The following is a 12,975-nucleotide window of genomic DNA, read 5'->3' as shown; positions in this document are numbered from 1 at the left end:
GGGTGGGTTTGGGTTTAATTTTTCATCAGGCGCTCGCTCTGCTCATAAGCATTCTTAAACGGCGTATAACCATCCATTTGCGGATGGTGTTGCTTTAAATAGTAATAATTGATCGATGCTATGTCCTCCAGGTAAAGGCGCTGGATGAACTGTAACAACAGGTTGTAATTCGCCGGATAGCCCGGAGAAGGCAGTTCGATCACCTTGCTCAACGTATGGGCCTTCTGGGCGGCATAGATCCCATTGAACAATCTCCCGATCTGGCTCACCAGGTAGGCGTCGCCCGGTGTCTTCTGTAATAATTCCAGGGTAAGGTACAGGCTCCTGGTATAGTTGTCCGCCACGAAAGCATATTCGATGGTCTCATAGTGGAAAATGCGTTGAAGAGACGTAAAATTCACGGAATCCAGGGCATATTGTACGGCGCCGGACTGCGTCCATCCTTTCATAAGATTTACCAGCAGGGCCGTCCGCTTCCGGCAGTCAGGATGGGTTTTCAGGGAATCCGCCATCGCCGTATCCGTGGTCAGCGCATGGCCGCCAAGCAACCCATCGTTCCGCGCAGTCCATTTCTTACGGAAAGGATAGGCTGCCGCATTGAACATGGCAGGCAGGCAAACAGCCGTATTCAGCGTGTCGGCATCGATAACATCCAGCAACGCCAGCGTGCTCAGCGCGCCGGAAAGGGCAAATCTCGTATGACGCATCAGCTGGACCGCCATGGAATCCGCCTGTGCCTCATGGTCCCGGCTATGACGGCGGCTGTCAAAGGTCAATCCCTTTACCAGGCTTTGCACCTGCTCATGCTTCTGGTACTCCGATCGCTTGATCCTCCGCAACTCCGCCTGCACCTCCTCCGAATTGATGGCAGTCACATAATGGTCGATGCTGTTCTCCGAATGACGCAGGAGGAGATGGGCCATCTCATGGCACAACACGAAAGCCGCCTGGCTCTCATCCTCCAGGCGCTCAAAAAGCCCCATATTGAACAGGATGATCCCCTCCCCTATATAAGCCGCATTGGGAATATCGCTCCGGGAAAAATAACAGGACAAGGGTACATTGGCCAACGAAGGATTGGCCTGTCTGATCACCCCTACAAGGCGATCCAGGTAATCCTGTGCTACCCTGGAAGTATAGATCTCCTTCTTATCAAATTTTTCCTTAATATTTTCCCAGCGATGCTGATAGGCTTCCACCAGGTCTTTTCTGTTCGTGGAAGGCAGCTTGTCGAGATTTTCCTTGTATTGGCGAAGATACTTTTGCGAAAGATTGGTAAGGAAAAGATCGTCCTGGGCAGCAGGAGAAAAATCCTTCACCTGCGACTGCGCTGACAGACAGGTAAAAAGGAGGAACAGTACAGTGAATAGCGCACAGGGCGCGCCAGTGGGTTTAGTCAAAAGGGTTAAATATTTATCGTAGCACCAACGGTATTCAGGGCGGATTATTTCACAAGTTAACCTTCAGCCCCTTTAATGTGGAAAAAATAATTTTTTCGCCTATCCGGATTTCTGTGCAGGTAAAGTTCTCCCAGGATCAGCGTGTTGAAAATTAACGTAAATTTCTATATATTTTGTGATCCCATCCTATCCAAATATCTTCGTCACTGAGACGTTTTAAAACAACAAGGGCCCTTACCAAATGAAAAACAATCACTTACTGCTTTTCCTTCTGGCGCTGTCGTTGCACGGGACCGTCTTTTCACAGGCCATTTGCGGCTTCGACGAGGTACATCACCAACGATTGCAGACCGATGCCGGCTATCGCCAGCGCGTCCAGGCAGGAGAAGCTGCCATTCGTCAATATATCCTGCAGCATCCACGACTCGGCCAATCAAGACCCATTGCCGTAAATAAAGCAGGCGCGCCCGTTACTACCCTCGGCGGACCTCCCTATACCATTCCTGTAGTCGTTCACATCGTGCATACGGGTGGCGCTATCGGCACGATCTACAATCCCACCGATGCGCAGATCCAGGGTGCCATTGACTATCTGAACGCGGTCTATAACGGCACCTATCCCACGCTCTCGGGTGGCGCAGGCGACCTCGGCATCCAGTTCGTCCTGGCCAAACGGGACCCCAATTGCAATCCGACAACAGGCATCAATCGCATCGACGGCTCCAGCCTCGCCAATTACGTCTCCGGGGGGGTCAGGACACAGACAGGTCAGCCGGGCACGGACGATATCAATGTAAAGAACCTCATCCGCTGGGACCCCACCCAATACTACAACGTGTGGGTAGTGGATAAGATCAATGGAGCCGACGGCACGTCGGGTCAGTTCATAGCCGGCTACGCTTACTTCCCCGGAGCCCCCGCCAGCCTCGACGGCATCGTCATGCTGGCCACCCAGATGATCACTGGACAGAAGACCCTTCCGCATGAGATCGGTCACGCATTCAATTTATACCACCCCTTCGAAGGATCCACCGACGTCAGTTCCTGCCCTCCTAATACCAACAACAGTTGCAGCCTGGACGGCGACCAGGTCTGCGATACAGACCCGATTTCCGAGAACATCAGCGGTGGTATCATAGATTTTAGCTGCAGGTCATCATCCACCGTCAACCCCTGCGCCACTCCCGCAGGCACAAAGTACAGCATCAATACGGAAAGCAATTACATGAACTATACGAATTGCTACACCCTCTTTACAGCCGGGCAAAAGACCCGGATGCTGGCCGCTGCAGCAGGAGCCGCACGCGTCAGCCTCACCACATCGCTGGGAGGCACCGCCCCCAACGCAGGCTCCAGCCCCTGTATCCCGAAGATCAATTTCGAGGTCGACAGTGACCAGGAGAGGGAAACGACCGCCGCCACTTCCGGTTGCCGTGCATATAAGGACTACACCTTCAACATGATCATCGGTAATTCACCATCCGCCACCACCACCGCAACATTAAGCGTCAACGCCGGCGGCACCGCGAAAATGGGGTTGGATTTTGATATCACCACCAATGGCAGTTTCGCCAGCCCTTCGATGACCCTCACCTTCCCATCAGGGTCGATCACCATGCAACCCTTTACCATCCGCATATACGATGACGCCAGCGTCAACGGGACCCGCAGCTTCGTATTGAGCTTTACAGTCAACAATGGTGGAGGCAATGCAGTGGCGGGAAATGGTATTCCTACCCTGACCTTCACCATTAAAGACAATGATTCGGCCCCTACTTCCGGTACCTCCACGGGGACAGCCAGCCTTGGCAACTCCGTCTCTGGCATCACGGAAACCCCCTTTGACGGCACAGCCGCTTCACAACGCGCTCAATTCCTGTACAAAGCATCCGAGCTCACCGCAGGAGGGCTCGCCGCAGGTCCCATCACAGGCATCACTCTGCAGGTAGCCGCCAAGCACAGTATCCGCGCTTTCGCCAACCTCAATATCAAGATAGGTACAGCCAGCGTAAGCTATCTGGTCAATGGCGTTGTAACAGTTGGTTCCGGCATGACGGTGGTAAAAACCTTATCCTCGTACAACACCGTCGCAGGTGCAAATACGTTTATGTTCGACAATCCTTATATCTGGGATGGAACAAGCAATCTGGTCGTGGAATTTTGCTATGACAATATCACTGCAGCGCCGGGAGATGGCGGCGACCAGGTGGCTTATTACCCCGACGGAGGCACCTCGGCCCAAGGCAACATGTTCTGGCAGGACAGTATCAACTGCTCCCAGGCTTTTTCCACCGTCAACGCCTATGGCAACGGTCTCAAGCCGAGAATGAATTTCCTGTACGGCATCCCCGCTACCATAGTACAGACAGCCCTCAACTCCTCCGTTCAGCAATACCTGGGTCCTAATGCGGATATTTACTTCTATGACCAGGTCAATGGCCAGTTGATGGCCAGGATTCACAACCTCACCTCTTTCGACTACGGCTGCACCCAGGTGATCATCGATCGCCAGGGCACCGGCGCCAGCCAGTTCTGGAATAACACGCCGGCCAATTACCTGATGAACAAGACTTTCAGGGTATTGCCCACCACGAATAATGCCACGGGCAGCTATGACATCACCCTCTTTTATACACAGGCGGAAGTCAACGGCTGGCAGACAGCCACCGGGCAAAACCTCAGCAATATCCAGTTGGTAAAGGTCGGCACAAAGATCTCCGACGTCACGCCTGCCAACCCCGGCGGCGCCGGCACAGTGGTCACGGGCGCCCCTGCCATCGGGACGCTGGGCGCCAACACATCGCTGACATATACCTTCACCACTGGCTTCTCCGGCTTTGGAGCAGGCGTCCCTGCCGTGGCCCTGCCTGTCGGCCTGCTGGACTTCGAAGGAAAACTACATGGGCAGAATGTAGGCCTGCAATGGACCACCACCTGGGAACAGAACACCAACAACTTTGGCGTCGAAAGGTCCTACGACGGCATAAGCTTCGGGAACATCGCCTTTGTACCCGCCATCGTCAACAGCAACTCGCCGCACCAATATATTTTTACCGATACGTCCGTTGCGCATGAGAAAAACTACTACCGCCTAAAGCAGACAGATCTGGACGATCAATTTACTTACAGCAAGGTCATCCAGGTGAATGGCAGCGCTGCCACCAATCCATTCACCGCATCGCCCAGCCCCTTCACCACCGGGGTCGACATCCTGTTCGCCGGGCCCCCCGCAGGAAAAACAAGCATCCGGCTGCTGGATATGACCGGAAGATCGCTCCTACGGCAGGACAACACACCCGCAGGCCAGCGGCTCATACACGTCGACCTCTCCAGCCTCAGCCTGCCGGCGGGGATCTACCTGCTGGAAGTCCGTACAGCCGCCAACACCTACATCAGTAAAATAGAAAAAGCCGGGCATTAGCCCGGCTTACGTATTATTCATCAGTTAGCGAGAGACGACAGTTTAATCAAACTTCAAGTCCAACCCTAACCCGCGCAATTCATGTACCAATACATTGAAGGACTCGGGAATTCCCGCTCTTGGAATATTGTCACCCTTCACGATGGACTCATAGGTCTTGGCCCTTCCGATGATATCATCAGACTTCAGGGTCAACAGCTCCTGCAGGATATTGGAAGCGCCATAGGCTTCGAGTGCCCATACTTCCATTTCCCCAAAACGCTGACCGCCAAACTGTGCCTTACCACCCAGCGGCTGCTGCGTGATCAGGCTATACGGTCCGATGCTACGTGCGTGCATCTTATCGTCCACCATGTGGTGCAGCTTAATGATATAGATGATCCCTACGGTAGCTTTCTGGTCAAAGCGCTCGCCCGTTTCACCGTCATAAAGATAGGTATGTCCAAAGCTCGGTAACCCCGCCTTCGAAATATGCTCGGCGATCTCTTCCACCGTGGCTCCGTCGAAGATGGGCGTGGCGAATTTCACTCCCAGCTTCTCTCCTGCCCAGCCAAGCACAGTCTCATAGATCTGTCCCAGGTTCATACGGGAAGGTACGCCCAGCGGGTTCAGCACCACGTCCACAGGCGTTCCGTCTTCCAGGAAAGGCATGTCTTCAGCCCTTACGATCTTGGCGACGATACCCTTGTTTCCGTGACGGCCGGCCATCTTATCACCCACTTTCAGCTTACGCTTGACGGCTAAGTATACTTTGGCCAGCTTCAATACGCCTGCGGGTAATTCGTCCCCGATGGAGATATTGAACTTTTCTCTTTTATAGCGGCCCAGCTCTTCATTGTACTTGATGCTGTAGTTATGCAGCAGGATGTTGATCCCGTCATCAGTCTTGGCATCACCCGTCCAGCCCAGAGGATTGACGTTGAGATAGTCAATGCCAGCCAGGTTCTTGGCAGTGAATTTAGCGCCCTTACCGATCTGTACTTCGCCGAAGTTGTTGTTCACACCGGCAGAGACATGCTCCTTCAGTAACACCTGCAGCTTGCTCAGCAACACGTCCATCAGGTCAGCCGTATTCTTCTCGTGTACTTTCTCGATCTTCTCCAGGGCGGCTTTTTCACGCACCTTGGCATTCTTATCCTTCTTGGCGCGTTGGAACAGCTTCTTGCTGATCACCACACCTTCCGTGCCGCTGGGAGCTTTCAGGGAAGCATCCTTCGCATCACCGGCTTTGTCGCCGAAGATGGCGCGGAGCAGCTTCTCTTCCGGAGTCGGATCACTTTCGCCTTTGGGAGTGATCTTGCCGATCAGGATATCCCCTTCCTTGATCTGGGCGCCTACACGGATGATACCGTTCTCGTCCAGGTCCTTGGTTGCCTCTTCCGAGACGTTGGGAATATCAGGGGTCAACTCTTCTTCACCCAGCTTGGTGTCGCGGACCTCCAGTTCGTATTCGGAGATATGCACGGAGGTGAAAAGGTCTTCCTTCACCACCTTCTCGCTGATCACGATGGCATCCTCAAAGTTGTAACCCTTCCAGGGCATGAAAGCCACTTTCAGGTTACGGCCAAGAGCCAGCTCACCATCCTGTACGGCGTATCCTTCCGTGAGGAAGTCGCCTTCCTTTACCTTCTGGCCCTTCTTGACGGCAGGCTTCAGGTTGATACAGGTTTCCTGGTTGGTCTTGATGAACTTGGTCAGCTTGTATATTTTCAGGTCTTCTTCAAAAGACACCAGCTTCTGCTGTTCATTACGGTCATAACGGACATGGATTTCGTTGGCATCCACGAACTCCACGATCCCGTCGCCTTCCGAGTGGATCTGGATGCGTGCGTCGCGCGCCGCCTTGGCTTCCAGGCCTGTGCCGACAATCGGCATTTCAGGACGGATCAGGGGCACAGCCTGACGTTGCATGTTCGATCCCATCAGCGCACGGTTGGCGTCATCATGCTCAAGGAAAGGGATCAGGGAAGCGCTCAAACCAACGATCTGGTTCGGAGCTACGTCCATATATTCCACCTCTCCCTTGTCCAGGATCGGGAAGTCACCCGTCTGGCGGGAAACGATCTTATCTTCAACGAAGTTACCCTTCTCATCCAGGGCGATATTCGCCTGGGCGATCTTGGCTACGTCCTCTTCCTCAGCACTGAGGTAGGTCAGCTTCTTCAGCTCTACCTTTCCGTCCTGCACCTTACGATAGGGAGTCTCGATAAAGCCCATTTCGTTGATCTTGGCGTGGACACAGAGGGTGGATATAAGCCCGATATTCGGTCCTTCCGGAGTTTCGATGGTACAAAGACGCCCGTAGTGGGAGTAGTGTACGTCACGAACTTCAAAGCCGGCACGCTCACGGGAGAGACCGCCCGGTCCGAGCGCGGAGATACGGCGTTTGTGCGTGATCTCGCTCAGGGGATTGGTCTGGTCCAGGAACTGGGACAGCTGCGAAGTACCAAAGAATGAGTTGATGACGGAAGACAACGTACGTGCGTTGATCAGGTCCACCGGAGTGAAGACCTCATTGTCACGGACGTTCATACGCTCGCGGATAGTCCTCGCCATACGGGCCAGACCTACACCGAACTGGGCGTACAATTGCTCCCCTACCGTACGGACACGACGGTTGCTAAGATGATCGATGTCGTCGATCTCAGCCTTGGCATTGGTCAGACGCACGAGATACTTGATGATCTCGATCATGTCTTCCTTCGTCAGTGTCTTCTGATCCAGGGGCTGGTTCAGGTTCAGCTTGCGGTTGATCTTATAACGGCCTACTTCGCCCAGATCATAACGCTTGTCGCTGAAGAACAGCTTATCGATAATACCTCTCGCAGTCTCGTCATCAGGAGCGTCAGCACCGCGCAATTGACGATAGATATGCTGAACGGCTTCCAGCTCGGAGTTGGAGGTATCCTTGTTCAAAGTATTGTAGATGATGGCATAGTCGCCGCCAACGTCTTCCTTCTGGATAAAGACGCTCTTTACGTCCATTTCCACCACCATGTCGATGGCTTCTTCGTCCAGGATGGTATCGCGCTCCAGCACGATCTCATTCCGCTCGATGGACACGACCTCGCCGGTATCCTCATCGACGAAATCTTCCACCCAGGTCCGGAGAACACGGGCGGCCAACTTCTTGCCGATGTATTTCTGGAGGAGCTTCTTGTCGGCTTTCACCTCGTCGGCCATGCCGAACAGCTCCAGGATATCTTTATCCGTCTCATACCCGATGGAACGCAACAGGGTAGTGACAGGGAATTTCTTCTTACGGTCGATATAGGCGTACATCACGTTGTTGATGTCCGTGGCAAACTCCATCCAGGCGCCCTTGAAAGGGATCACGCGGGCCGAGTAGATCTTGGTCCCGTTGGGGTGGATGGACTGGCCGAAGAATACCCCGGGGCTGCGGTGCAGCTGGGATACAACCACACGTTCCGCTCCGTTGATCACGAACGTACCGCGGGGAGTCATGTAGGGAATGTTCCCAAGGAACACGTCCTGCACGATGGTTTGGAAGTCCACATGCTCTTCATCATTACAGCTCAGACGCAGCTTCGCCTTCAGCGGAACAGCGTAGGTCAGCCCACGCTCCATACACTCCTCGATCGTATAACGGGGAGGGTCAATGAAGTAATCCAGGAACTCCAGCATGAAAATATTCCGCGTATCAGTGATCGGGAAATTCTCTTTGAACACCTTGAACAAACCTTCGATGTTACGCTTGTCCGGGGTGGTCTCTAGCTGAAAAAATTCTTTAAATGATTGGATCTGCACTTCCAGAAGATCAGGGGTCTCGGCAAGGTGCTTGATTTTACCGAAATTGATCCTGTTTTGCAATTTTGTTGAAGACATATTGATTAAAACCGGTTTTTAATGATTCGTGCTCAAAATCGTCTGCCGCCCATTGAATCATCGATAATTGATTATCAATGATTTATATCTATAAACAAATCTTAACGTCACATAACTTTAGGGAAACGGACCGCAAAGTTAAGGAATTAGCAATAAAAATCAAAATACCCCTGACTTTTTAAGCCAGGGGTAAAATAAGTCTCCGATCCCAAAAACTATTGGATCTCTACTTCAGCGCCAGCTTCTTTCAGCTTAGCGACCAGTGCGTCGGCATCAGCCTTGCTGACACCTTCCTTAACGGGCTTGGGAGCGCCGTCCACCAGGTCCTTAGCTTCCTTCAGTCCAAGACCAGTCAGATCCTTAACGATCTTCACAACGTTGAGCTTGTTAGCGCCAGCGGCTTTCAGGATCACGTTGAATGCGGTCTTTTCTTCCGGAGCAGCAGCGCCGGCAGCAGCAGGACCGGCAACAGCTACAGCAGCAGCTGCAGGCTCGATACCGTATTCTTCCTTCAGGATCTTTGCTAATTCGTTTACTTCTTTTACAGTCAGCCCGACCAGCTGCTCAGCAAATGCTTTTAAGTCTGCCATGATAATTAAAATTTTTTCCGCCTTCACAGCTATTCCGCTCCGGCGGAGGGTTTAAAAAAATTAGCCTTAGTTGGTTAGCCCCCAGGCCTGGGCTTTATCTTAGAGCTTCAGGCAGCACGCTACAAGCTGCAAACCTGAAAATCATACATTCTTTAAAGAACTATCTACTCCTATCCAATCCAGCTTGAAGCTTGTAGCTGGAAGCTTGCAGCTAATTGGCGGCTGCACGGTCTTCCAGCGCCTTGATCAGACCAGCCAGCTTGTTGCCCGCATTCAGGCCGCTGATAACGTTCTTCGCGGGTGATTGCAGCAACCCAATGATCTCGCCGATAAGGTCGTTCTTGCTCTTCAGCACAGTCAGGGTCTTCAATGAATCGTCCCCTGCAAATACGTCCCCGTCGATAAAGGCGGCTTTCAATGTCGGCCTTTCGAGGTTACCCGTCTTGCGGAAATCGCTGATGATCAGTGCAGGCTCCTTAGCGTTCTCCGAGAACAGCAGGGCCGTAACGCCATTCAGGGACTCGTATACGCCGGAAAAACGCTTGTCATCCAGGCCTTCCAGGGCTTTCTTGATCAAAGTGTTCTTGGCTACTTTCATCTCTACTTTCTTGTCAAAGCAGATCCGGCGCAGCTTACCCACCTGTTCTACAGTCAGTGACTCGGTATTGGTCACATAGAAGTTATTATATTGGTTGAACTTGTCTTTCAACAGCTCAATCACTTCATTTTTTTGATCTTTGTTCATTTGTTTTCGTTTTACGCCCCTTCTTTAGAGGCCACGGTGTCTGAATTTATTGATTCCTGAGGCTGTCAGCCTTTCGGCCGGTCGCCAGGGACCTGTCTAGTGTACAAAGGCTTTAGTGTCGATCGCAATGCCCGGGCTCATGGAGCTGGCCATAAATACGCTCTTGACATAGGTGCCCTTGGCAGTGGCCGGCTTGGCCTTGATGATCGCATTCAACAGCTCCTGGCTGTTTTCCACGATCTTCTCAGGAGAGAAGCTCACCCGGCCGATGCTGGCATGGATAATGCCCGCCTTGTCGACCTTAAATGCGATCTTACCACCCTTTACTTCATTCACGGCAGCCGCTACATCATTCGTCACCGTGCCCGTCTTCGGGTTGGGCATCAGGTTGCGGGGACCCAGCACCTTACCCAGCTTACCGATCTTCGGCATCACGGAAGGGGTAGCCACAATGACATCCACATCCACCCATCCGCCTTCGATCTTCTGGATATACTCGTCCAGCCCTACATAATCCGCACCCGCAGCCTTCGCATCAGCCTCCTTATCAGGCGTGCAAAGCACCAGCACCCGCTTGGTCTTACCCGTGCCATGAGGCAGGTTCACCGTACCACGGATAGATTGGTCCGCTTTCTTGGGATCAACTCCCAGACGCACATGCAGGTCGACAGAAGAGTCGAATTTCGTAATATTCACCTCTTTCACAAGAGACGAAGCGTCTTTGAGGGAGTAAACTTTATTTTTATCAACCTTCGCTGAGGCTGCTTTTCTTTTCTTTGTAATAGCCATTTCGTAATGTTTTTGGAGTTAAAAGTTAATTTGCCCAGGGAGCCGCACCCTCTACCGTGATACCCATGCTCCGGGCCGTACCGGCTACCATGCGCATGGCGCTTTCCACTGTAAAGCAGTTCAGGTCAGGCATCTTGTCCTTCGCAATAGCCTCCACCTGCGCCCAGGTTACTTTTCCAACTTTGTTACGATTTGGCTCCTTGCTGCCACTCTGTAATTTGGTAGCTTCCAGCAGCTGCACCGCCGCCGGAGGAGTCTTGATGATAAATTCGAAGGATTTATCCGTATAAACTGTGATGAGAACAGGGAGTACCTTCCCTATCTTATCCTGGGTCCTGGCATTGAATTGCTTACAGAACTCCATGATATTGATGCCTTTAGAACCTAAAGCAGGTCCAATAGGAGGTGCAGGATTGGCTTGACCGCCTTTGACCTGCAACTTGACATAACCGGTGATTTCTTTTGCCATGTTGCTTCTTTTTTTGGTGTTAACGTCCCCGCCAACCGGCGAAAACTCCCAATACAAAATTCCTAAAAGAACTATTTGGGGACGCAAAGGTAACAAATACCATGAAATTTGCAAACTTTTTAGCGCCCAATCTAGCCCCATCCCCGCCCTGCTCCGCCTCCCTGCAAACCATGAACCCCACAACCCCACGATATTTCGTCGCCCCCCCTCGCCCCTCCGTGGCCCGCAGGCAGCTATATGCCTGTAGCCGCCTTACCTTTCCTACGGTAGGGGAGATATGCCACTGCCCGGCATCAGTCCCCGCCCAATTTGCAAAAAAGCCCATCGGAGATGGAAAGTACAGCGGCGGAAGGCTATATAGCTGCCGATAACGAGTAAAGGAAAAACATTCAACGCCTAAACAAACTAACCTAAACAAGCCCCTAACCAAACCCTAACCCACACACGGATTATGAACATTTTGTAGAGAAATTTTTTCGTCATTTTTTTCTATTTGAATTTTTCTGACTAACTTTTGCGTTAATAATTCCCATTAAATTCTCATAACAACTTAAAACGCTCAACAAACTATGTCAAAGTCTAAGAAAAAGCCGGCTAAAAAGGCTGCCCCTAAAAAGGCCGCTAAAAAGAAATCAGCTCCTAAAAAAGCCGTGAAGAAGGCTGCCAAAAAAGCTGTGAAAAAAGCCGCTAAGAAAAAAGCCGCTCCTAAAAAGAAAGCTGCCCCCAAGAAAAAGGCCGCTCCTAAGAAAAAAGCTGCCCCCAAGAAAAAGGCAGCCCCTAAAAAGAAGGCCGCTCCAAAGAAAGCAGCCCCAAAAAAGGCCGCTCCTAAAAAAGCAGCTAAAAAGAAAGCTGCCCCCAGGCCCAAGCCCGCTCCAGTTCCTCCGACTCCCGAAGTGTCCGAGCCTATCATGCCCGAAACACCTGAAGAGCCGACGACATCTTTCGGTTTTGACAACGACAATAACGATAATTGACAACTACGGTCATAAAGGAACAAAAGAAGCTGCCCCAATAACGAGGCAGCTTCTTCCTTCTTAATGATGTTCAATTAAAAAGGCTGCCCCTTTTTGAGACAGCCCTGTTATTATAATTTTATCTGATCTTCTCTTCGCTTACGAGATCTTCTCCACCTGCATGTAGTTCAGCTCCACCGGTGTGCTGCGGCCGAAGATCTTCACAGTAACTTTCAATTTCTTCTTCTCGTCATTCACCTCTTCTATAATACCGTTGAAATCATTAAACGGCCCTTCGATGATCTTGATCGTCTCACCAATGATGAACGGCTCGCTCATGCTCATGCCGCCAGATTCCGCCATTTCATCCATCTTACCCAGCATCTTGTTCACTTCAGCCTTACGAAGTGCGATAGGATTTTCCTTACCCAGGAAATGAATGACGCTATTGGTATTCTTGATCGCCTCCCGCAGGTCATCACCCAGCTTGCCTTCCGTAACCTCGATCATCACATATCCGGGATAATAGTTACGCTCACGCATCACTTTCTTACCATTCTGTACCTTATAGACCTTCTCTACAGGAAGGAACACTTGCTTTACCACTTCACCCCATCCTCCACGGGAGATCTCTTTGTCAAGATACTCCTTCACCTTACGCTCCTTGCCACTGACCACGCGCAGCACGTACCACTTGGTTTCCGGTGCGGGCTTGCCTTCGGCTGTAGTCTTGACCTCTTGTTGGTTAACAGTTTCCATATT

The 12,975-nt window shown here is 51.7% G+C and carries 9 protein-coding genes; 2 read left to right on the top strand and 7 right to left on the bottom strand.

From position 1 onward, the window contains the following. Window positions 1-14 precede the first annotated feature (14 nt). Window positions 15-1,400: a M48 family metalloprotease gene (locus tag Q4E93_RS15480; protein ID WP_303586664.1), complete on the bottom strand. Its 1,386-nt coding sequence runs from the start codon at window positions 1,398-1,400 to the stop codon at window positions 15-17. A gap of 241 nt (window positions 1,401-1,641) precedes the next feature. On the opposite strand from Q4E93_RS15480, the gene Q4E93_RS15475 reads away from it, so the two are divergent. Further along, window positions 1,642-4,821, top strand: coding sequence for a M43 family zinc metalloprotease (locus Q4E93_RS15475; RefSeq protein WP_303586662.1), 3,180 nt, complete (start codon window positions 1,642-1,644; stop codon window positions 4,819-4,821). A gap of 42 nt (window positions 4,822-4,863) precedes the next feature. Here the strand turns inward: Q4E93_RS15475 and rpoB are convergent, their stop codons facing one another. The 5 genes from rpoB to rplK all read right to left on the bottom strand — a co-directional run bounded on the left by rpoB (window position 4,864) and on the right by rplK (window position 11,260). After that, a complete protein-coding gene (gene rpoB, locus Q4E93_RS15470; RefSeq protein ID WP_303586660.1) occupies window positions 4,864-8,667 on the bottom strand; it encodes a DNA-directed RNA polymerase subunit beta in 3,804 nt (1,267 codons plus the stop codon). A 215-nt stretch (window positions 8,668-8,882) separates the two neighbouring features. Continuing rightward, complete coding sequence (rplL, locus tag Q4E93_RS15465; RefSeq protein WP_303586658.1) at window positions 8,883-9,257, bottom strand: 50S ribosomal protein L7/L12; 375 nt, start codon at window positions 9,255-9,257, stop codon at window positions 8,883-8,885. Window positions 9,258-9,468: 211 nt separating this feature from the next. After that, complete coding sequence (gene rplJ / locus Q4E93_RS15460; protein ID WP_303586657.1) at window positions 9,469-10,002, bottom strand: 50S ribosomal protein L10; 534 nt, start codon at window positions 10,000-10,002, stop codon at window positions 9,469-9,471. Between the two features lie 96 nt (window positions 10,003-10,098). Then, window positions 10,099-10,791, bottom strand: a complete 693-nt coding sequence (gene rplA / locus Q4E93_RS15455; RefSeq protein ID WP_303586656.1) for a 50S ribosomal protein L1 — start codon at window positions 10,789-10,791, stop codon at window positions 10,099-10,101. A 25-nt stretch (window positions 10,792-10,816) separates the two neighbouring features. Then, window positions 10,817-11,260, bottom strand: coding sequence for a 50S ribosomal protein L11 (gene rplK / locus Q4E93_RS15450; RefSeq protein WP_303586654.1), 444 nt, complete (start codon window positions 11,258-11,260; stop codon window positions 10,817-10,819). Between the two features lie 569 nt (window positions 11,261-11,829). Between rplK and Q4E93_RS15445 the strand changes: the two genes are divergently transcribed. Next, complete coding sequence (locus Q4E93_RS15445; protein ID WP_303586652.1) at window positions 11,830-12,234, top strand: hypothetical protein; 405 nt, start codon at window positions 11,830-11,832, stop codon at window positions 12,232-12,234. Between the two features lie 138 nt (window positions 12,235-12,372). On the opposite strand, the gene nusG is transcribed toward Q4E93_RS15445, so the two are convergent. Further along, window positions 12,373-12,972 (bottom strand): transcription termination/antitermination protein NusG, encoded by a 600-nt coding sequence (gene nusG / locus Q4E93_RS15440; RefSeq protein WP_303586650.1) that lies wholly within the window; start codon window positions 12,970-12,972, stop codon window positions 12,373-12,375. Window positions 12,973-12,975: the final 3 nt, after the last annotated feature.

This window comes from Flavitalea plasmicola, from assembly GCF_030546645.1.
Lineage (GTDB): Bacteria > Bacteroidota > Bacteroidia > Chitinophagales > Chitinophagaceae > Puia.
This window is presented reverse-complemented; position numbering and strand designations above follow the sequence as displayed.

Bases quoted from the DNA above. Each gene is read 5' to 3' on its own strand.
- Q4E93_RS15475 (WP_303586662.1), top strand. From the start codon at position 1,642: ATGAAAAACAATCACTTACTGCTTTTCCTTCTGGCGCTGTCGTTGCAC.
- rpoB (WP_303586660.1), bottom strand. From the start codon at position 8,667: ATGTCTTCAACAAAATTGCAAAACAGGATCAATTTCGGTAAAATCAAG.
- rplL (WP_303586658.1), bottom strand. From the start codon at position 9,257: ATGGCAGACTTAAAAGCATTTGCTGAGCAGCTGGTCGGGCTGACTGTA.
- rplJ (WP_303586657.1), bottom strand. From the start codon at position 10,002: ATGAACAAAGATCAAAAAAATGAAGTGATTGAGCTGTTGAAAGACAAG.
- rplA (WP_303586656.1), bottom strand. From the start codon at position 10,791: ATGGCTATTACAAAGAAAAGAAAAGCAGCCTCAGCGAAGGTTGATAAA.
- rplK (WP_303586654.1), bottom strand. From the start codon at position 11,260: ATGGCAAAAGAAATCACCGGTTATGTCAAGTTGCAGGTCAAAGGCGGT.
- Q4E93_RS15445 (WP_303586652.1), top strand. From the start codon at position 11,830: ATGTCAAAGTCTAAGAAAAAGCCGGCTAAAAAGGCTGCCCCTAAAAAG.
- nusG (WP_303586650.1), bottom strand. From the start codon at position 12,972: ATGGAAACTGTTAACCAACAAGAGGTCAAGACTACAGCCGAAGGCAAG.